This is a genomic window from Pseudomonas sp. DWP2-2 (assembly GCF_049897065.1).
In the GTDB taxonomy this organism is placed as follows: Bacteria; Pseudomonadota; Gammaproteobacteria; order Pseudomonadales; family Pseudomonadaceae; genus Aquipseudomonas; species Aquipseudomonas paracarnis.
The window spans coordinates 151,915-172,108 of record NZ_JAFCVN010000007.1 but is presented as its reverse complement, the minus strand read 5'-3'; the positions used below and the strand labels follow the sequence as shown (position 1 = coordinate 172,108).

Sequence of the window (20,194 nt, the reverse complement as noted above, 5' to 3'; positions counted from 1 at the left end):
ATGAGAGAACACCCATGACCGCCGCCCAAACCCGCATCCTCGAACTGCGCGCTGAGCTGGATCAGCACAACTATCGCTACCACGTCCTCGACGAGCCGAGCATTCCGGACGCCGAATACGACCGCCTGTTCCACGAGCTCAAGGCCCTGGAGGCCGAGCACCCGGAACTGGTGACGCGTGACTCACCGACGCAGCGGGTCGGCAGTGCGGCATTGTCGGCGTTCACCCAGGTCAAGCACGAGATCCCGATGCTCAGCCTGGGCAACGCCTTCGATGAAACCACCATGCTGGAGTTTGATCGCCGGGTCACCGAGGGCCTTGATCTGCCGGTGGGCGATCTGTTTGGCGCTGGCGCGGCGGTGGAATACAGCTGCGAGCCGAAGCTGGATGGCCTGGCGGTCAGCCTGCTGTACCAGGATGGCGAGCTGGTGCGCGGTGCCACCCGGGGCGACGGCACCACCGGCGAGGACATCAGCGTCAATGTGCGCACCGTGCGCAATATCCCCCTGAAACTGCACGGCACGGGCTGGCCAGCCACCCTGGAAGTGCGCGGTGAAGTGTTCATGTCCAAGGCCGGTTTCGAGCGGTTGAACGCCTCGCAACTGGAAGTGGGCGGCAAGACCTTCGCCAACCCGCGCAACGCCGCGGCGGGCAGCCTGCGCCAACTGGATTCGAAGATCACCGCCAGTCGCCCGCTGGAATTCTGCTGCTATGGCATCGGCCAGGTGACCGCGGATATCAGCGACACCCATATCGGCAACCTCAAGCAGTTGCAGAAGTGGGGTATGCCGATCAGCCACGAATTGAAGCTGGCCAAGGGTATCCAGGAATGTCTGGACTACTACCGCGACATCGGCGAGCGCCGCAATGCGCTGGGCTATGAAATCGACGGCGTGGTGTTCAAGGTCAACAGCATTGCCTACCAGCGTGAACTAGGCTTCCGTGCCCGCGAGCCGCGCTGGGCGATCGCGCACAAATTCCCGGCCATGGAAGAACTCACTGAGCTGCTCGACGTGGAGTTCCAGGTCGGTCGTACCGGTGCGGTCACGCCGGTGGCGCGCCTCAAGCCGGTCAAGGTGGCCGGCGTGACCGTGTCCAATGCCACCCTGCATAACATGGACGAAGTGGCACGCTTGGGGCTGATGATTGGCGACACCGTGATCATCCGCCGCGCCGGTGATGTGATTCCGCAGGTGGTCTCGGTGGTCACCGAGCGCCGCCCGGAAAACGCCCGCGCCGTGCAGATCCCGCAGAATTGCCCGGTGTGCGGTTCCCATGTGGAGCGCACGCAACTGGTCAAGCGTAGCAAGGGCAAGGAAACCGTCAGCGAAGGCGCGGTGTACCGTTGCGTCGGGCGCCTGGCCTGCGGTGCGCAACTCAAGCAGGCAATCATTCATTTCGTCTCGCGCCGGGCCATGGACATCGACGGCCTGGGCGACAAGACCATCGAGCAACTGGTGGATGAACAGCTCATTGGTTCGCCGGCCGATCTCTACAAACTCAAATATGAACAGATCATCGACCTGGAAGGCTTTGCCGATATCTCCAGCAAGAAGCTGATCAGCGCCATCGAAAACAGCAAGACCCCGACCCTGGCACGCTTTATCTACGCCTTGGGCATTCCCGATGTGGGCGAGGAGACGGCCAAGGTCCTGGCGCGCTCGCTGGCGTCCCTGGAGCGCGTTCAAAAGGCGTTGCCAGAGGTGCTGACGTACTTGCCGGATGTTGGGCTGGAAGTGGCCCATGAGATCCATAGCTTCTTTGAAGACGGGCACAACCAGCAGGTGATTGGCGCGCTGTTGTCGCCAGACGAATGCGGCCTGCAATTGCAGGAGCAGGGCGAACTCAGCGCGGAATTCGCCGCCAGCACCACCTTGGGCGGTTTGCTCGACAAGCTGCACGTGCCGTCGGTGGGGCCAGGTGCTGCGCAGAAACTCGCGGACAAGTTCGGTTCGCTGGAAGGCGTCATCAAGGCTGACTGGCTCGATATGCGCCAGGCGCTGCCCGAGAAGCAAGCCAAGGCTGTGCGGGACTTTTTCGATAATGCCGACAACGCCAGCCATGCCTTGGCCATCGAGCAGCAGCTCAAGGACTTTGGTATGCATTGGCAGAGCGAGAAAAAGGTCGTTGAAGGCTTGCCCGAAGCCGGGCACACCTGGGTACTCACGGGCTCCCTGGAGCTGATGAGCCGCGATGTGGCCAAGGACAAGCTCGAAAGCCTGGGGGCCAAGGTGGCCGGTTCCGTTTCGGCGAAAACCCACTGTGTGGTGGCGGGACCGGGCGCTGGCTCGAAACTGGCCAAGGCCAATGAGCTGGGCCTGAAAGTACTGGACGAAGAGGCCTTCGTCGCCTTCCTGGCCAAGCACAACATCACCGTCTGATTGATCGTCCCCACGCTCCGCGTGGGAACGCATCCTGTGACACTCCGCGTCACGGCCTTCGCGCAGACGCAGAGCGTCCAAGGCGGCATTCCCACGCGGAGCGTGGGAACGATCTCTCAACACTGTAGGAGCGAGCTTGCTCGCGAAGAACCGGAGGACGCCGCTGTGAACCAGGCAGCCCGCGTTATCGTTGATGATCTTCGCGAGCAAGCTCGCTCCTACAGGGAGCAGTTGAACGATCCCGAGCGAGAAATGATCTAGTCTCTGTCACCCAGGGAGAGATCGCCATGTTCCGCTACTTCGAGCAACTCAGCACGCGCATCGCCGCTCCGTTCATGGCCGAAACCTCGCGCAACAGCAAGGTGTGGCAATGCCGGTGTGGCCAGTCGCTGTTTTTTCGCAACAGCCAGTGCCTGGCCTGCCAGGCGGCATTGGGTTACCAGCCGCAGCAAAGCCGCCTGTCGTCCTTGCAACCTGGGCCGGCGGTCGGTACTTGGCTGGCGGACGATAATCTCGATGCCGGCGCATTCCGGCGCTGTGCAAACCTCGATTCACCCGCCGCCTGCAACTGGCTGATTCCTGCCCACAGCACCGCGCCGTTGTGCGTGGCCTGTAGCCTGAACCGCACCATTCCTGATCTCTCGGTTCCGGAAAACCCCGAACGCTGGCGCAAGGTTGAAACCGCCAAGCGCCGCTTGGTGGCGCAACTGATCAGTCTAGGCCTGCAAGTGGTGCCCAAAAGCGTTGACGAAGAGGCTGGCCTGGCCTTCGACTTCATCGGTATCGACCTGGAAGGCAACGCGCCCACCACCGGCCACGCCAATGGGCTGATCACCCTGGACATCAAGGAAGCCGACGACGCCCACCGCGAAAAAGTCCGTGTACAGATGCGCGAGCCATACCGGACCTTGCTTGGCCATTTTCGCCATGAAGTCGGCCATTACTACTGGGATCGCCTGATCGCCAACAGTCACTGGCTCACACCTTTTCGCAACCTGTTCGGCGACGAACGCGCCAGTTATGCCGAGGCCCTCGACCGGCACTACCAGAACGGCCCGCGCCCGGACTGGCAACTCACCTGCGTGAGCGCCTACGCCACCATGCACCCCTGGGAAGACTGGGCCGAAACCTGGGCTCACTACCTGCACATGATGGACGCCGTGGACACGGCCCTGGGCTTTGGTATGAGCGCCCGCGAGATGGACCTGGATTACCAGCCATTCCCCCTGACCACGCTCTACGACCCTCAACACCCTGGCGGCCCGGCATTCCTCTGCTTCGTCAATGCCTGGATCGAACTGGCCGGCATGCTCAACGAACTGTCCCGCGCCATGGGCCAGCCGGATTTCTACCCCTTCGTGCTGCCGCCCGCGGTGATTGCCAAGCTGCACTTTATTCACCTGGTCATCCAGGAAGAGGGCGGCAGGGCCGATGGGGTTATGGCAAGTGCTTGAGCCTTCTCATTTTTTAATCCGGAACCAACGGTTGTAACTTCCGATGAGATGGGTACAATGGCGCGGCTTGCCGAGAGGCAGCGTCGTTATGGTGACCCCATCGGTCCCCCCGCAACGATTACCCGTGAACCTGGTCAGAGCCGGAAGGCAGCAGCCACAGCGGGAACATTGTGTGCCGGGGTGTGGCTGGTGGGGTTGCCTCCATAACGCTCCCTCCTGCAGTCCCTTCTAAAACTCAAGTTATTTTCAGCCAGTCATCTGTGATGCTTCTTGCACAGTGCATGACGGTCATTTCGCGTCTAGTGGCATACTCCCAAGCGTCTCTTTCCCTGGCTACGAGGCTCTATGCACTCGGAACATTTCGACTTATCCAGCCCCGTATTCTTGCCGATCACCGAGCACACCTGTGCGGGTTTGTTGGGCGGCGAGGGTATCGATGCGCTTGTAGCCCTGAGTGAGCCCGAATTGGCGGCGGTGTTGGTGATCCAGAACCTGGCGCAGGTGCCCGAAAGCGAGCTGAGCGCCAATGGTGCTGAAAAAGTGTTGGCCAAACTGGTTGACTGGGCAGTCGATGCCAGCCATTCGGCCAGTGTGTCCCTGCTCTCTGAAGCGCAGCGGCTGTTCGATCAGAGGAAGCTGTATTTCGGCCTCAATGTGGTCAAAAGCCTGAAGCTGCGCTTTCTGCTGGAGGAGGAAGTACAGGCTCGGGACTATCTGTTGCCCAGTGGCAAATGGGACGTCGAGTATAAAGTCCGCCACCTCAAGGCCAATGATCCGTTCAGCCAGCAGGTAATCACGCCCAGGCATCGCGAGCGCTGGTTGAGCGCCGAGCAAGACAAGCTGCTCAGAACCTTCCGCGCCAACCTGAACGAAGACCTGCATGTTCAAGGCTATGCAGGCATTGGCAAGAGTCACCTGCTGGTGGCCTTGCTGGAGCACCTGCGCCCGGAAAAGACCTTACTGTTGGCACGCACCCCGGCAAAACTCGAAACCCTGCGTGCGCGCATGGTGGGAGCGCGGGAGCGTAAGGCCGGGCATACCTTCCAGGACTTCGCCCATGCTCTATTGCATGGCCCGAGGCCAAAGCCGCTGAATACGCCGGTGAGGGTGCCGACCAAGCAGGCGCTCGCTCAAGAACTGAATATCTTTGGTTTCCGCCGCCTGGAAGGGCAAGCGGTGGTGGAGGTGTGCCTCAAGGTGCTTGAGGCCTACTGCCGCTCCTGGGAGTACAGCTTGTCGGCCCAGCATTTGCCGCATTTCAAGCAACCGCTCGCCGGCGTCGATGCCAGGGCGCTGCTCGAATATGCCAGCCGGTTATGGGGCTACCTAGAGGCTAACCCGGCCTGGGGCCGGCATACCGGGTTTGAAGCCTTGTTGATGATCAAGCGCGCCAGCCTTGCAGGCTGCGTGGTGCCCGAGCGCTATACCCACGTGCTCATCGATGAGAGCCAGGACATCCCGGCGCCGCTGTTGCAAATCATCGAGCGCGGGCGCCAGGTGCTGATCACTTTGGGGGATGAGTATCAGCAGGCCAGTGGCGGCGTGGTCAAGCGTGCCCGTGAGGTTCGCCATACCGACGTGTGCTACTCCGTGCGTTCCGGGCGCAATGTCGAGCGCCTGGTCAACCCGTTGATCAGCTTGCACTCGGAAAAAAGCAAATCGCTTTTCGAGGGCGCCCGCGATGCCGATGTCGGCATTGAGTTTTATCCGCAGGGTTTCGTGCCCCCGCAAGGTTGCGTGGTGTTGACCGCTTCCCATTGGGACACCATGCAGTGGGCGATCCAGTTGAGCCACGCCCGCTGTGCGTTCGGCCTCGCGAGCAAAGAGGCCCAGCAGTCGCTCAAGCATTTCATGGACACGGTCATCGCGTTGTTCAAACCCGATTTCTATAGCAATGAGTTCAATGACCTCGGCCCCCATGCGTTTTTCAGCGACATGGCCGATTGGCAGCAGGTGCGCGAAGCCTGCCAGTTCGATGAGGCGTTTCTGTGGGTCGAGGCCGAGCTGGAAAAAGGCTTTAACGTGGCGGATGTCACGCGTTTGAACAGGTTGATTGGCCATCCGGACGAGCGCGTCCTGTTGATGCTGGCGCAGGATGCGGGCGGCATGGAGTTCGACCGGGTACTGCTCACCCCGGAATTGTTGACCAATGTGAAGTTCCAGGACGCTTACGCGTTCGATCAACGACTCTGTGCGGTGTATATCGCGATTTCACGGGCCAGGGTGCAGTTGTACCTGCCCTACGATGTGGTCGAGTGGCTCGACTACCACAAGTATCAAAAGACCCGTGAATCCCACGGTTACTGACGGATTTAATCCGGCTGTTTCACAACTTTCATAAAGCCCTCTGGACAATCCACAGACCGCCTTGTTAGCTTGCGCCGGCCACTTGTTTCAGAATATGACAAGGGCATGGATTTGATATTGAAGTGCTATCACTTCTTTCACTCACAAGGATGTCTGTCATGAAAAGCCTGCAAGGGTTGCCTCGTCTTATCAGCGCGTCGGTAGGGACGCCCGGCAAAGCCCGCAACTTGCCCGCCGATGTTCAGTGCATCCAGTATTTATTCAATTTGATCATTCCCAAGATGGGGTTTGCCTTGCTGGAAAACGGCAAGTGCGACGGCCAGTTGGTGCAATGCATCAGCCAGTATCAGTTTCGCCATCTCAAGTACGCCCATCCCGATGGCGTGATCGACCCCACCGGGCGGACGTTCAACAGTCTGATCGAAGAGGCGCTGAAGGTACCGGTGCGGGCTTTTCCCAATACGCGCATTCCGACGTTTCTCAACATTTTCGGCAATAACAACGTCGATGCGGTACAGGCCACGGTCAATGTGTACCTGGACCGCGTGCGTGCGGTGATCGAGGCCGAGCGGCGTAACCGGCAGTTGATGATGCAGTCCACCTGCGATGGCGGGACGACATTGAGCGACACGGATTTCCAGAACGCCGCCAAGCAATTGGGCAACGGCATTTCGGTGAATGTGGTCAAGGCGTTCGCCACGGTGGAGTCGGGCGGGAAGGTGGGGTTCGGGCCCGCCAAGTTGCCGATCATCGCTTTTGAAGGGCACCACTTTCGCAAGTACACCAAGCACATCTACGACCAGTCGCAGCCGTTGCTGTCGTATATCTACAAGAAAAAAGCCGGCCCGCAATGGCAGACGAACAATAAGGATCAGGTCAAGGCCTGGGAGACCATGGCCACTGCCTTTGCGCTGGACCAGGAAGCCGCCTTGATGTCGGCCTCCTGGGGCATGTTTCAAATCATGGGGTTCAATTTTGCTGCGTGCGGATTCAAGACGGTGTTTGAGTTCGTGGCGTCATTAAAGATCAATGCCGGTAACCAACTCAAAGCCTATCTCAGCCTTTGCAGCCACAACTCGGCATTATTGAGTGCCATGAAAAACAAGGATTTTACCGCCATGGCCCGAAACTATAACGGCGATGATTACGGCAACTATGACGTCCTGATGAAACAAGCCTACGAAGCCTTTGAAGGGAAGAAATAAGATGATTCGTTATCTGGCGATGGGAGTGTTGTCGTGGTGCGCCGTGGCGCCTGCGTTGGCCGGCTCGGCGGCGTTGCATTCAGGCAAATATGAAGGGCTGATGCTGGCGGTGACGCCGGGGCATCAGGTGGAGGGTTTCTACCAGGAGTCGATGGGCGAGGGTGTGGCCCGTGGTTGCACGTTCTACTTGCAAGGCAAACCCGAAGCGCTCACCACCTGGCTGGACGCTGCCTACCCAGGCAGTGTGGCAGCGGCGTCCGACGGGGTGACCCTGACCGTGGCGCAGGGCCGTCAACACCCCGGCTGCATCAATGTGCTGATGCCGGAAATCGCCACCGGCCTGGAGCTGAGCCAGACGGCCAGCAAACAATGGATAGGCTTGGTGACGGTGTCTGCCGACAAGGCTTACTTGCTGAAAACGCCGGGCGCCAAAGCGGCAAAGCGGCCCTACATCGTCAAGCATGACGTGGTGGGCGTACTGGCGTTCAAGGACGGTTGGGCGCAGGTGGAGTTCATCAACGCTGACGACCGTTCGTTCACGGGCTGGATCAGCCAGGGCCAGTACGCACGGTTGGCTGCGCCGAAGCCCTGAATTGTAGGAGCGAGCTTGCTCGCGAAAAACGTCAACGATAACGCGTGCCTCCTGAATAAACGCGGCGCTTGTGAGTTTTTCGCGAGCAAGCTCGCTCCTACTTGGTATCAGGGCGATTTTCGTCGCACATTTAGGACTGTGTCAGCCAAAGGTCTCGCGCAGTAGCCCGGCAAACGCATCTCGCGCCAGGTGCCGCTGGGTGTCCGTGTGCCAGAACAACAGGTTGTCCACGGGCGCCAGTGCTTCAAAGCGATACGATGCCAGCTGATTGGCCTGTTCATAGCGCGCCAGGATCCCCTCGGGCGCCAACGCCACGCCAATCCCCGCGCTCACGCATCCGATGATCGTGCCCCAACTGGCGTAGCTGGCGATTGCTGGCTTGATGTCATGGGGCTTGAGCCAGTTTTCCAGGGCGGCGCGATAAGGGCAGCCCGGCGGCCACACCAGCAGGGTTCGGCCGGCCAGGTCCTCGGCACTGTTGATAGGTGCGCTGCACGCGCTGGCGATCAGCACCAGGCGCTCGCTGTAGACCACGCTCTGTTCCAGCTTCGTGCGTTTGCCGCCGGCAGCCACCAGCGCCACATCCAGGCGGTGGTGCTGCAGGTCGTCCAGCAGTTGCGCCCAGGCACCGGTGACCAGTTCCAGGCTGACATCGGGATAACGCCGGTGGTATTCCGCCAGTAGCGGCGGCAAGCGCCCGCTGGCGCTGGATTCCACCGCACCGATGCGCAAGGTGCCACGGGGAATGGCGCTGGCATCCACGGCGCGTTTGGATTCATCCACCAAGGCCAGGATACGTTCGCAGTAATCCAGGAAGATCTCTCCCGCGGCGCTGATCGCCAGCCCTCGGCCAGCACGGATAAACAGCGGTGTGCCCAACTCGCTTTCCAGCTGCTTGATGCGCGTGGTGATATTGGACGGCACGCAGTGCAATTGCAGCGCAGCCTGGGCCACGCTGCCGGTTTGCGCCACGGCTCGCACCATTTTCAGTTGGGCCAGTTCCATTGCTCAGTTCCAATGATTTCAGAAGTCAGAAACGCTTAATTGTCCTATGCCTTGCCTGGGCCAAGACTGGCAGCATTCCTTTTGCGTGGATGCTGTCGATGAATACTCCGTCACCTCTGAAGCTTACGCTAGTCATTGCCAGCGTCATCCTCTGTTGGGCGTATTCCCCCATCGGCGTGCACATGGGGCTGCACAGTTACAGCCCCGGCCAATTGGCGCTGCTGCGGTTTTTGATCGCGTCGGTATTCATGGGCGGCGTGGCCTCGGTGGTGGGAATTGGACGGCCACCATTGCGCGACCTGCCGTGGTTGTTGGTGCTGGGCTTTTTCGGGGTGTTCCTGCACCACACCAGTCTCAATTACGGGCAGCAATGGGTGACGGCGGCTGCGTCGAGTGTGTTGGCACAGTCGGCGCCGTTGTTCAGTGTGTTGATTGCGTTTTTGTGCTTGAAGGAGCAGGTCAGCGCCTGGCGCTGGGGCTGCGTGCTGTTGGGGTTGGCCGGCGTAGTGGTGGTGATCTGGGGCGACCGGGGCATAGGCGATATCAACCCACGGGGTTTGCTGATCTTGTTGGCGGCCTGCTCATGGAGTGTGTACTTCGCCATTCAGCGACATTACGCCCATCGCTACAGCCCGTTGACGATGGCGTGCTACATGGTGTGGTCCGGCACCCTGATGCTGTGCGTGAACCTGCCGGGCCTGCCCGTCGCCATCGTGCAGGCACCGATGGTGGAGAATCTTGCCGTGCTGGTGCTGGGCATTTTTCCCAGTGCCTTGGCCTATCTGGCCTGGGGTTACGTGTTGAAGCACGTCGAGGTCAGTCGTGCGTCGGTGGCGATGTACCTGATTCCACCGGTTGCCATGCTGATGGCCGCCACGCTGCTTGGCGAACACGTCACCCTGCAGGTGATGCTGGGCGCGGTGATCGTGCTGGCAAGTGTCGCCGCTATCAGTCTGGAAGGGAATTGGCGCCCCAAGGTGCCAGCAAAACGCCCGCAGGTGCCCTCCGGGAGGCCAATCGAACAAGCTTCGTCAGATTAGAAGAGCGTGCCGGATGCAATTTCCCCCTTGCTCCGCTAGCATTACCGGCTTCTGCTTCCCAGTTGCGACGGTTTTCGATGAGTTATCAGGTTCTTGCACGTAAATGGCGCCCGCGCTCGTTCCGCGAAATGGTCGGCCAGACCCATGTGCTCAAGGCTCTGATCAATGCCTTGGACAGCCAACGGCTGCACCATGCCTACCTGTTCACCGGTACGCGTGGGGTGGGCAAGACCACGATTGCGCGCATCATCGCCAAGTGCCTGAATTGTGAGACCGGTATTACCTCGACGCCGTGTGGCACCTGTTCGGTGTGCCGTGAGATCGACGAGGGGCGTTTCGTCGACCTGATCGAGATCGATGCCGCGAGCCGAACCAAGGTCGAAGACACCCGCGAGCTGCTGGACAACGTGCAGTACGCGCCGAGCCGTGGCCGCTTCAAGGTCTACCTGATCGACGAAGTGCACATGCTGTCCAGCCACTCCTTCAACGCCTTGTTGAAAACCCTGGAAGAGCCGCCGCCCTACGTCAAGTTCATCCTGGCCACCACCGACCCGCAGAAACTTCCGGCAACGATTTTGTCGCGGTGCCTGCAGTTCTCCCTGAAAAACATGACCCCCGAGCGTGTGGTCGAGCATTTGACCCATGTGCTGGGCGTCGAGAACGTACCGTTCGAAGACGACGCGCTGTGGTTGCTGGGCCGCGCCGCTGATGGTTCGATGCGCGATGCCATGAGCCTCACCGACCAGGCCATCGCGTTTGGTGAAGGCAAGGTCATGGCCGCCGACGTGCGCGCCATGCTCGGTACCCTGGACCACGGCCAGGTGTTCGACGTGCTCCACGCGCTGATCGAAGGAGACGCCAAGGCGTTGCTCGAAGCGGTGCGCCACCTGTCGGAGCAAGGCCCGGACTGGAATGGCGTGCTTTCGGAAATCCTCAACGTATTGCATCGCGTCGCCATCGCCCAGGCCCTGCCGGAAGGCGTGGACAACGGCCATGGCGACCGAGATCGCGTATTGGCCCTGGCCCAGGCCTTGCCGGCCGAAGACGTACAGTTCTACTACCAGATGGGCCTCATCGGTCGCCGCGACCTGCCCCTGGCACCCGACCCTCGGGGTGGCTTTGAAATGGTGCTGCTGCGCATGCTGGCATTCCGGCCGGCAGATTCGGCAGACGCACCGAGACAGCCGCTAAAGCCAGTGGGGATCAGCCAGGCCACAGTTGATTCCGCCAAACCAGTGGCTGGCGCGGCCGTTGTCGCGCCAGTAGTTACTGCGCCTGCGGTTGCTGTGCCTGAGCCGGTTGCGCCGGCACCTGAGCCCGAACCTGCGCCGGTTGCCGTCGCACCGGTGGTCGAGCCCGAGCCGGTCATCGAGCCCGAGCCCGTGGTCGACTTGCCTTGGAATGACCCGGTCGAAGCGCAAGTAGAGCCCGAGCAACAGCCCGCCGTGGAGCCCGTGCTGGAAACCACCGGCGAGCAACCCGAGCTGACGCCGATGCCTGCGCCGACTCCGGACAGCGTGGTGCCGGATGCCCCTGAGTGGGTATCGGCCCCCGTTCCTGAACCGACGGTCGCCCAGGTCGACGCGGCCACTCCCGGCATTGACCTGGACGACGAACCGCCGCTGGATGAAGACTACATCGAGCCGGACATGGATTCGGCCTACAGCTACCTGGATGATTTGGCCAGTGAGCACACCGCGGAACCTGCGCCCGAGCCCGAGGCAGAACCTGCCGCGGCCCCGGCTACCGGCCTGGCCCTGCAATGGCTGGAATTGTTTCCGAAATTGCCGATCTCCGGCATGACCGGCAGTATCGCCGCCAACTGCACCCTGATTTCCATCGAAGGCGACCACTGGCTGCTGCACCTGGACCCGGCCCATAGCGCCTTGTTCAACGCCACCCAGCAGCGCCGGCTCAACGATGCGCTCAACCAGTACCATGGGCGCACGCTGACCATCGCCATCGAGCTGATCAAGCCCGAGCAGGAAACCCCGGCCCAGGCAGCGACCCGTCGGCGCCTTAACCGCCAGCGCGAGGCCGAGGACTCGATCCACGCAGATCCGCTTATCCAACAAATGATGCAACAGTTCGGTGCGGTCGTCCGCCACGATACTATTGAACCTGTCGAAGCCCCGGTGCCCCAAGCGTCATGACACCGGGCTACTCATTGATCCACGTACTTTTGAGGTGATTCCCATGATGAAAGGTGGCATGGCCGGCCTGATGAAGCAGGCGCAGCAGATGCAGGAAAAAATGGCCAAGATGCAGGAAGAGCTGGCCAACGCCGAAGTCACCGGTAAAGCCGGTGGCGATATGGTCAGCGTGGTGATGACCGGTCGTCACGACATCAAGCGTGTCAGCATCGATCCAAGCGTATTGCCAGGCGTGGGTGAAGATGACCTGGAAATGCTCGAAGCGCTGTTCGCCGCAGCCGTCAACGACGCTGTGCGCAAGATCGAAGCCAACAGCCAGGACAAAATGTCCGGCGTGACCGCTGGCATGCAACTGCCACCGGGCATGAAACTGCCGTTCTGATACACGCTTTAGCTAGACTCAAATGCCAGGCATCGCGCCTGGCATTTTTTTTGGCCGGTCGAAACATCGAACCCCAGGCCTTCACCGATGGTCTGCACCCTATACCGTTGAAACCACTCACCGATAAAGGAGCCCCGCTGATGCCTCAAGAAATGACGCTCAACCAACGCATCGTTCTGGTCTCACGCCCTCAAGGCGCACCCACGCCGGAAAACTTTCGCCTGGAACGTGTGAGCCTGCCGGACCTGGCAGACGGTCAGGTGTTGCTCAAGACCCTGTACCTGTCCCTGGACCCTTACATGCGTGGACGCATGAGTGACGCGCCGTCCTACGCCGCGCCCGTGGAAATCGGCGAGGTGATGACCGGTGGGGCTGTCAGCCGTGTCGAGCAATCGCGCAACCCGAAATTCGAAGTGGGCGACCTGGTGGTCGGCGCCACCGGCTGGCAAAGCCACTGCATTTGCGAAGGCCATAACCTGATCCCGCTGCCCAAGGGGTTGCCGAGTCCGTCGATGGCCTTGGGCGTACTGGGTATGCCGGGCATGACGGCCTACATGGGCTTGATGGATATCGGCCAGCCCAAGGCCGGGGAAACCCTGGTGGTGGCGGCTGCGTCTGGCGCGGTGGGGTCGGTGGTGGGCCAAGTGGCCAAGCTCAAGGGCTTGCGCGTGGTGGGCATTGCCGGTGGCGCAGACAAGTGCCGCTACGTGGTGGATGAGTTGGGCTTTGACGCCTGTATCGACCACAAGAGCGAAGATTTTGCCCATGAGCTGGCCCTGGCCTGTTTCAAAGGCGTGGACATTTATTTCGAAAACGTCGGCGGTAAAGTCTTCGATGCCGTGCTGCCTTTGCTCAACCCCAAAGCGCGCGTGCCGCTGTGCGGGTTGATTGCCGGCTATAACGCCCATGAAGCGCCCAGCGGCCCTGACCGTTTGCCGGCCCTGCAACGCACCTTGCTGACCAAGCGGGTGCGCATCCAGGGCTTTATCGTGTTCGATGACTACGGCGACCGCCAGCCGGAGTTCCTCAGTGCCATGGCGCCTTGGGTGCGCGAGGGCAAGATCAAGTTCCGCGAGGACGTGGTCGACGGCCTGGAGCAGGCGCCCGAAGCCTTTATCGGCCTGCTCGAAGGGCGCAACTTCGGCAAGTTGGTGGTGCGCGTCGCGCAGGATTGAGTATTTGACGCTAATCCGGGGCGCGGGTATAAACCGCGTCTCGTTGTTTTGTCGGACCCTTCGCCCATGAGCTTCAGCCCCCTGATTCGCCAACTGATCGACGCCTTGCGCACCTTGCCCGGCGTTGGCCAGAAAACTGCCCAGCGCATGGCGCTGCAACTGCTGGAGCGTGACCGCAGCGGCGGCACCCGCCTGGCCCAGGCCCTGAGCCAGGCCATGGAGGGCGTGGGCCACTGCCGCCAGTGCCGAACCCTCACCGAAGAAGAACTCTGCCCGCAATGCGCCGACCCACGTCGCGACGACACGTTGCTGTGCGTGGTGGAAGGGCCGATGGATGTGTACGCCGTGGAGCAAACCGGTTACCGCGGGCGTTACTTTGTGCTCAAGGGCCACCTGTCGCCGCTCGACGGTTTGGGGCCGGAAGCCATCGGTATTCCACAACTGGTGGCGCGAATCGAAGAGCAGGGCACCTTTACCGAAGTGATCCTGGCAACCAACCCGACGGTGGAAGGTGAAGCCACCGCGCACTACATCGCCCAGTTGCTGACCAATAAAGGTTTGATTACTTCACGGATCGCCCATGGCGTACCGTTGGGGGGCGAGCTGGAATTGGTGGACGGCGGCACCCTGGCGCACTCGTTCGCAGGCCGCAAACCCATCGCCCTCTAAAAGCCACTGCAATCTGGAGCTTCCTAACCCTGTAGGAGCGAGCTTGCTCGCGAAAAACTAATAGGCGCCGCGTTCACTCAGGAAGCACGCGTTATCGTTGACGTTTTTCGCGAGCAAGCTCGCTCCTACAGGATTAGCGCAGACACAGTCCCTGTGTATGACTTGATAACCAAGCAAGCGCTTGGTAAGTTCGCTCCATCTCGCCATGGAGCTTGCCGATGTCTGCCTATCAGGAATACTTCGATCCCAGCCACCAATTGGTCCGCGACAGCGTGCGCCGCTTCGTCGAGCGCGAGATGCTGCCGGGCATCGAGCACTGGGAGGAAGCTGAGAGCTTTCCCCGTGAGCTTTACCTCAAGGCCGGTGCGGCGGGCATTCTGGGCATCGGCTACCCCGAGGCGCTGGGTGGCAGCCACGAAGGCGATCTGTTCGCCAAGGTCGCCGCCAGCGAAGAGCTGATGCGCTGCGGCTCCGGCGGCGTGGTGGCAGGGCTCGGCTCCCTGGATATCGGCCTGCCGCCCATCGTCAAATGGGCCCGGCCCGACGTGCGTGAGCGCATAGCGCCTCTGGTGCTCGCCGGCGAGAAGATCATCGCCCTGGCGGTCACCGAGCCCAGCGGCGGCTCGGATGTAGCCAACCTGCAAACCCGCGCCGTACGTGAAGGCGAGCATTACCGCGTGAGCGGTGCCAAGACCTTTATCACCAGCGGCATTCGCGCTGATTTCTACACCGTGGCCGTGCGCACGGGTGGGCCGGGCTTTGGTGGCATCAGCCTGCTGCTGATTGAAAAAGACACGCCCGGTTTTACCGTCGGCCAGCCACTGAAGAAGATGGGCTGGTGGGCGTCGGACACCGCCGAGTTATTCTTCGATGACTGCCGCGTGCCTGTGGGCAATCTCGTCGGTGTCGAGAACATGGGCTTTGCCTGCATCATGGGCAACTTCCAGAGCGAGCGCCTGGCCTTGGCCCTCATGGCCAACATGACCGCGCAACTGGCCTTGGAGGAAAGCCTCCAGTGGGCCGCCCAGCGCGAAGCATTCGGCAAACCCATCGGCAAATTCCAGGTGCTCAAGCATCGCCTGGCGGAAATGGCTACCGCCGTGGAGGTTTCCCGCGAGTTCACCTATCGCCAGGCCGCGAAGATGGCCGCCGGCAAGAGCGTAATCAAAGAGATTTCCATGGCCAAGAATCTGGCCACCGATACCGCTGATCGGGTGACGTATGACGCGGTGCAGATATTGGGCGGGCAGGGATATATGCGTGGCAGTCTGGTGGAGCGGCTGTATCGCGATAACCGGATTTTGTCGATTGGTGGCGGGACGCGCGAAGTGATGAATGAAATCATCAGTAAGCAGATGGGGTTGTAAGCCGGGGTGTTCTTTCGGCCTCATCGCGGGCAAGCCCGGCTCCCACAGGAGAATGCATTCCACGGTGGGAGCCGGGCTTGCCCGCGAAAGCGTCAGTACTGACGACGCTTATCTCTCGGTCAGCCCGAACTGCGTCAGGCAATACGTCGGAATCCCCATGTCTGCCAACCGCTGCGAGCCACCCAGCTCCGGCAAATCAATAATCGCCGCGGCTTCAAAGATCTTTGCCCCCATGCGCCGCACCAGGTTCGCTGCAGCAATCAGGGTGCCGCCGGTGGCGATCAGGTCATCGAACATCAGCACCGAATCGCCTTCGCACAGGCTGTCGGCGTGCACTTCCAGGAAGGCTTCGCCGTACTCGGTCTGGTAACCCTCGGCCAGCACGTCCGCCGGCAGCTTGCCTTGCTTGCGGAACAGGATGAGCGGCTTGTTGAGTTGGTAGGCGATGATCGAGCCGATCAGGAAGCCACGGGCATCCATTGCACCGATATGGGTGAAATCGGCTTCGACATAGCGTTGGGCAAAGCTGTCGGCCACCAGGCGCAGGGCGCGGGGCGATTGAAACAGCGGCGTGATGTCACGAAAGATCACACCCGGCTTGGGGAAGTCGATAACGGGGCGAATCAGGGATTTGATGTCGAACGAATCAAAAGTCATCGTCGAGGAGTCCAGAGCGGAAAACGGACTCGAAGTATACCTGCGGCCTCGCCGATTGGCGCGGCCGCAGCCTGGATCAGACCTCCAGCGAACCGCCAGCCAATGCACACAGCTGGATCGGGTCGAGGATATGCACTTCTTTACCCTCGGCGGCAATCAACTGGTTCTGCTGGAAACGGGTAAACACGCGGGACACGGTCTCCACTGCCAGGCCCAGGTAATTACCGATCTCATTGCGCGACATGCTCAGGCGGAACTGGTTGGCCGAGAACCCACGGGCGCGAAAGCGCGCCGACAGGTTGACCAGGAACGTGGCGATACGCTCGTCGGCGGTTTTCTTCGACAGCAGCAGCATCATTTGCTGGTCGTCACGAATCTCGCGGCTCATCACGCGCATCAACTGGCGGCGCAATTGCGGCAGTTGCAGGGCCAGTTCATCCAGGCGCTCGAAAGGAATTTCGCACACCGACGTGGTTTCCAGGGCCTGGGCCGACACCGGATGAATCTCGGTGTCCATCCCCGACAGCCCGACCAACTCGCTTGGCAGGTGGAAACCGGTGATTTGCTCTTCGCCGCCGTCGCTGAGGCTGAAGGTCTTCAACGCGCCCGAGCGTACTGCATAGACGGAATCAAACTTGTCGCCCTGGCGAAACAGAAACTCGCCTTTTTTCAGTGGGCGGCCGCGTTTGACGATGTCGTCCAGCGCATCCATGTCTTCCAGATTCAACGAAAGTGGCAGGCAGAGGGGGGCCAGGCTGCAATCCTTGCAATGGGCCTGGCTGTGAGCGCGCAGTTTGACTGGCTCGGACATTTCTTAAATCCTTGTGGGAAAACACACATAAGACGTAAGGGTAACGCACTGGGGGGCAGCGAGGCCAGCGTGTACAGAAAACCTGCACAGGTATAAAGATTTGTTGCTTGAGGTCGATACAAAGAGCACATCTCTTAGACGGAGCTCGGATCATGTCTGTTATAGCGGCCTACAACCCGGCTATTCGCATCCCTGTTGTGCCTGACGCGAAGCCGGTTACTGCGCTCAAGGACGAAGGTCCCACCCTTGAAAAATCTTCTGAAACCAAGGTCGTGGAAGGTGTGACAGTGACTATTTCCGCTGCGGCATTCAAAGCGGCAGGCGTGGAGCAGCGCAGCAATGCGGACATCGATGACAGTGGCCTGGAAGACAACGTCAAACAGGTACTGAAAATGATCCGCCAACTGAAGCAACAGATCGCCGAAAAACAGGCCGAACTGGCGGCGGTGGCCGCGGACAGTAATCTTTCCCCTGAAGAGGCGCGTGCCAAGGCGAGCGCGCTGCAGACCGAGATCGGTTCGCTGCAGGCTGGCCTGATGTCGGCTCAGACGTCGCTGGCCAAGGCGATGAAAGGCATGAGTGCCGAGGATTCGATGAAAGCTGCCTCCCTGGCGATGTAATCAAATCACCCGCGAAAACCGTTGCCTGTTCTGGTGCTCCAGGTAGGCATCGAACACCATGCACACCGAGCGCACCAACAAGCGCCCGGCCGGCAGCACGCGAATGCCCTGGGCGTCCAGTTCGATCAAGCCATCATCGGCCATTGTCTGCAATTGCGGCCATAACTCGGCAAAATAGTCGCGAAAATCGATGTTGTACGCCTGTTCGATTCCCTCGAATGCCAGGCTGAAATTGCAGATCAACTGCTGGATCACGTCCCGTCGCAACCGGTCGTCCGTAGTGCAGACCAGGCCGCGGCTCGTCGCCAGTTGCGCGCCCGCCAAGGCATTCTGGTACTGGTTCAGGTCACTGCTGTTCTGGCAATACAGGTCGCCGATCTGGCTGATCGCCGACACCCCCAGCCCAATCAGGTCGCAGTGCCCGTGGGTGGTGTAACCCTGGAAGTTGCGCTGCAGCTTGCCTTCTTCCTGGGCCACCGCCAGTTCGTCGTCCGGCAGCGCAAAGTGGTCCATGCCTATGTAGCGGTAACCGGCCTGGGTCAGTTGTTCGATGGTGGTTTGCAGCATCAGCAGTTTTTCTGCCGGCGAGGGCAGGTCGTCGGTGTTGATCCGCCGCTGGGGCATGAAGCGTTCCGGCAGGTGCGCGTAGTTGAATACCGACAGGCGGTCAGGCTGCAAGCGGATAACTTCCTCCACGGTGCGCGCAAAGTTCAACGGCGACTGCTTGGGAAGGCCGTAGATCAGGTCGATATTGATCGAGCGAAATTGCAAGGTGCGCGCTGCATCGATCACGGCGCGGGTTTCCTCCAGGCTTTGCAGGCGGTTGACCGCCCGTTGCACCTCGGGGTCGAGGTCTTGCAGGCCGATGCTCACGCGGTTGAAGCCCAGTTCGCGTAGCAGGCCCATGGTGGCCCAGTCGGCTTCGCGCGGGTCGATTTCGATGCCGTAGTCGCCCGAGTCATCATCCAGCAAATTGAAATGCTGGCGCAGGCGTGTCATCACCTGGCGCAGTTCATCGTGGCTGAGAAACGTTGGCGTACCGCCGCCGAAATGCAGTTGCTCAACGGGTTGCTGCGGGTCGAGGTGGCAGGCCACCAATTGGATCTCCTGCTCCAGGCGCTGCAGGTAGGCCTGGGCGCGCCCCCGGTCCTTGGTGATCACCTTGTTGCAGGCGCAGTAGTAGCAAATGTTGGCGCAGAAGGGTACATGCACGTACAGCGACAGTGGCCGCACTGCCTTGCGGCTGTCACGCAGGGCGTGGAGCAGGTCGAAGGTGCCGACCTGGCTGTCAAATTGTACGGCGGTGGGGTAGGACGTGTAGCGCGGCCCCGCCAAGTCGTAGCGGTGAATCAGATCTGTGTCCCAACGAATGGCGTCGAGCATGCGGGCGGTCCCCCGGATTGGCTAGTGGGCCGAGTCTAGGGGCAGGGCGGTACAGCCATCTTGATTTGCATCAACGGGGAGCGGCGCTATGCCACAGGGCCTGTTAATGCCCCATTAGCCAGTGCTGATGGGGGCCGGGCAAGGTCCAGAGGCCGAAGATCATCACCAGCACCCCGCCGGCCACCCGCACGCTGCGCTTGCGCAACAACGCCGTCACCCGTTCGGCGGCCAGCCCGGTGGCCAGCAGCACCGGCCAGGTGCCCAGCCCGAACGCCAGCATCAGCAAGGCGCTGTCCAGTGCATTGCCCTGGCTCGCCGCCCATAGCAGGGTGCTGTAGACGAGCCCGCACGGCAACCAGCCCCACAGCGCACCCAGCAACAACGCGCGGGGCAGGCTGGCCACCGGCAGCAAACGGTTGGCCACTGGCTGCAGATGCCGCCACAGGCCGCGCCCCAGGCTTTCGATACGGGTGAGGCCGCTCCACCAGCCGGCCAGGTACAGGCCCATGCACACCAACAGCAGGCCGGCGAGCACACGCATGAACATCGCCGCCGGGCTGTTGGCCACCGCCCAGCCGGCCAGGCCGATCAATAAACCGGCGGTGGCATAGCTGAGGATGCGCCCCAGGTTGTATGCCAGCAGCAGGCGAAAACGGCGGCTGCGTTGTTCCTTGGGAATCGCCAGGGTCAGCGCGCCCATCAACCCACCGCACATGCCCAGGCAGTGGCCACCACCGAGCAGGCCGAGGATCAGCGCCGAGACCAGCAAGGGCATCAGCTCAAGCATGAGGGGGCTCTTTGGGCGGTTGCTCGGGGTTGTTGGCTTCATCGATGGCGGCCAGGTGGTTCGGGTCCTGGTCATCGAACAGCACGCTATGGGCCGGGCCATCGAGGTCTTCGTACTGGCCGCTGTCCACGGCCCAGAAGAAGATGTAGATGGCCACGCCCACTAACAGCAGTGCTGCCGGAATCATCACATAGAGAGCTGGCATC

Annotated in this window: 18 protein-coding genes, 1 other RNA gene and 1 pseudogene; 13 read left to right on the top strand and 7 right to left on the bottom strand. The window is 61.0% G+C overall.

The window, feature by feature from the left end; genetic code table 11:
* The first annotated feature begins 14 nt into the window (after positions 1 to 14).
* Positions 15 to 2,381 (top strand): NAD-dependent DNA ligase LigA, encoded by a 2,367-nt coding sequence (gene ligA, locus ACP7CZ_RS17515; protein ID WP_034128382.1) that lies wholly within the window; start codon positions 15 to 17, stop codon positions 2,379 to 2,381.
* A 120-nt stretch (positions 2,382 to 2,501) separates the two neighbouring features.
* Here the strand turns inward: ligA and ACP7CZ_RS17510 are convergent.
* A pseudogene (locus tag ACP7CZ_RS17510) lies at positions 2,502 to 2,591 on the bottom strand (outer membrane lipoprotein carrier protein LolA); the annotation flags it as partial.
* 77 nt (positions 2,592 to 2,668) lie between these two features.
* Here ACP7CZ_RS17510 and ACP7CZ_RS17505 point away from each other — a divergent pair.
* The 5 genes from ACP7CZ_RS17505 to ACP7CZ_RS17485 all read left to right on the top strand — a co-directional run bounded on the left by ACP7CZ_RS17505 (position 2,669) and on the right by ACP7CZ_RS17485 (position 7,939).
* Positions 2,669 to 3,835, top strand: a complete 1,167-nt coding sequence (locus ACP7CZ_RS17505; protein WP_034128384.1) for a zinc-binding metallopeptidase family protein — start codon at positions 2,669 to 2,671, stop codon at positions 3,833 to 3,835.
* A gap of 98 nt (positions 3,836 to 3,933) precedes the next feature.
* Positions 3,934 to 4,030: signal recognition particle sRNA small type (ffs, locus tag ACP7CZ_RS17500), an RNA gene on the top strand.
* Between the two features lie 150 nt (positions 4,031 to 4,180).
* Positions 4,181 to 6,142: a hypothetical protein gene (locus ACP7CZ_RS17495; protein ID WP_054898609.1), complete on the top strand. Its 1,962-nt coding sequence runs from the start codon at positions 4,181 to 4,183 to the stop codon at positions 6,140 to 6,142.
* Positions 6,143 to 6,300: 158 nt separating this feature from the next.
* Positions 6,301 to 7,347 carry an N-acetylmuramidase family protein gene (locus ACP7CZ_RS17490; RefSeq protein WP_034128386.1) on the top strand — a complete coding sequence of 349 codons (1,047 nt, stop codon included), beginning with the start codon at positions 6,301 to 6,303 and terminating at the stop codon, positions 7,345 to 7,347.
* A gap of 1 nt (position 7,348) precedes the next feature.
* Positions 7,349 to 7,939 carry a hypothetical protein gene (locus ACP7CZ_RS17485; protein WP_034128387.1) on the top strand — a complete coding sequence of 197 codons (591 nt, stop codon included), beginning with the start codon at positions 7,349 to 7,351 and terminating at the stop codon, positions 7,937 to 7,939.
* 141 nt (positions 7,940 to 8,080) lie between these two features.
* On the opposite strand, the gene ACP7CZ_RS17480 is transcribed toward ACP7CZ_RS17485, so the two are convergent.
* Positions 8,081 to 8,944, bottom strand: coding sequence for a LysR family transcriptional regulator (locus ACP7CZ_RS17480; protein WP_060772981.1), 864 nt, complete (start codon positions 8,942 to 8,944; stop codon positions 8,081 to 8,083).
* Between the two features lie 98 nt (positions 8,945 to 9,042).
* Between ACP7CZ_RS17480 and ACP7CZ_RS17475 the strand changes: the two genes are divergently transcribed.
* From ACP7CZ_RS17475 to ACP7CZ_RS17450, 6 genes are all read left to right on the top strand, one after another.
* Positions 9,043 to 9,984 (top strand): DMT family transporter, encoded by a 942-nt coding sequence (locus tag ACP7CZ_RS17475; RefSeq protein ID WP_054898607.1) that lies wholly within the window; start codon positions 9,043 to 9,045, stop codon positions 9,982 to 9,984.
* 77 nt (positions 9,985 to 10,061) lie between these two features.
* The gene (gene dnaX, locus ACP7CZ_RS17470; RefSeq protein ID WP_054898606.1) at positions 10,062 to 12,137 is read left to right on the top strand and encodes a DNA polymerase III subunit gamma/tau; all 2,076 of its coding nucleotides are present in this window, start codon (positions 10,062 to 10,064) and stop codon (positions 12,135 to 12,137) included.
* 43 nt (positions 12,138 to 12,180) lie between these two features.
* On the top strand, positions 12,181 to 12,519 hold the full coding sequence (locus ACP7CZ_RS17465; protein WP_003193199.1) for a YbaB/EbfC family nucleoid-associated protein: 339 nt from the start codon (positions 12,181 to 12,183) through the stop codon (positions 12,517 to 12,519).
* Between the two features lie 140 nt (positions 12,520 to 12,659).
* A complete protein-coding gene (locus ACP7CZ_RS17460; RefSeq protein ID WP_003193196.1) occupies positions 12,660 to 13,694 on the top strand; it encodes an NADP-dependent oxidoreductase in 1,035 nt (344 codons plus the stop codon).
* Positions 13,695 to 13,760: 66 nt separating this feature from the next.
* Positions 13,761 to 14,363 (top strand): recombination mediator RecR, encoded by a 603-nt coding sequence (gene recR / locus ACP7CZ_RS17455; protein WP_014719453.1) that lies wholly within the window; start codon positions 13,761 to 13,763, stop codon positions 14,361 to 14,363.
* Between the two features lie 218 nt (positions 14,364 to 14,581).
* The gene (locus ACP7CZ_RS17450) at positions 14,582 to 15,730 is read left to right on the top strand and encodes an acyl-CoA dehydrogenase family protein (RefSeq protein WP_054921740.1); all 1,149 of its coding nucleotides are present in this window, start codon (positions 14,582 to 14,584) and stop codon (positions 15,728 to 15,730) included.
* Between the two features lie 108 nt (positions 15,731 to 15,838).
* On the opposite strand, the gene ACP7CZ_RS17445 is transcribed toward ACP7CZ_RS17450, so the two are convergent.
* Both ACP7CZ_RS17445 and fnr read right to left on the bottom strand, forming a co-directional pair.
* Positions 15,839 to 16,387, bottom strand: a complete 549-nt coding sequence (locus tag ACP7CZ_RS17445) for an adenine phosphoribosyltransferase (protein WP_034128393.1) — start codon at positions 16,385 to 16,387, stop codon at positions 15,839 to 15,841.
* 76 nt (positions 16,388 to 16,463) lie between these two features.
* Positions 16,464 to 17,198 carry a fumarate/nitrate reduction transcriptional regulator Fnr gene (gene fnr, locus ACP7CZ_RS17440; protein WP_005790290.1) on the bottom strand — a complete coding sequence of 245 codons (735 nt, stop codon included), beginning with the start codon at positions 17,196 to 17,198 and terminating at the stop codon, positions 16,464 to 16,466.
* Positions 17,199 to 17,350: 152 nt separating this feature from the next.
* On the opposite strand from fnr, the gene ACP7CZ_RS17435 reads away from it, so the two are divergent.
* Entirely contained in the window at positions 17,351 to 17,818 is a 468-nt protein-coding gene (locus ACP7CZ_RS17435) for a FlxA-like family protein (RefSeq protein WP_080757733.1), read from the top strand.
* Here the strand turns inward: ACP7CZ_RS17435 and hemN are convergent, their stop codons facing one another.
* From hemN to ccoS, 3 genes are all read right to left on the bottom strand, one after another.
* On the bottom strand, positions 17,819 to 19,201 hold the full coding sequence (hemN, locus tag ACP7CZ_RS17430; RefSeq protein WP_054921742.1) for an oxygen-independent coproporphyrinogen III oxidase: 1,383 nt from the start codon (positions 19,199 to 19,201) through the stop codon (positions 17,819 to 17,821).
* Positions 19,202 to 19,304: 103 nt separating this feature from the next.
* Positions 19,305 to 19,988: a sulfite exporter TauE/SafE family protein gene (locus ACP7CZ_RS17425; protein WP_198791449.1), complete on the bottom strand. Its 684-nt coding sequence runs from the start codon at positions 19,986 to 19,988 to the stop codon at positions 19,305 to 19,307.
* Entirely contained in the window at positions 19,981 to 20,193 is a 213-nt protein-coding gene (gene ccoS, locus ACP7CZ_RS17420; RefSeq protein ID WP_054898601.1) for a cbb3-type cytochrome oxidase assembly protein CcoS, read from the bottom strand. Before ccoS ends, ACP7CZ_RS17425 begins: the two co-directional genes overlap by 8 nt.
* Position 20,194: the final 1 nt, after the last annotated feature.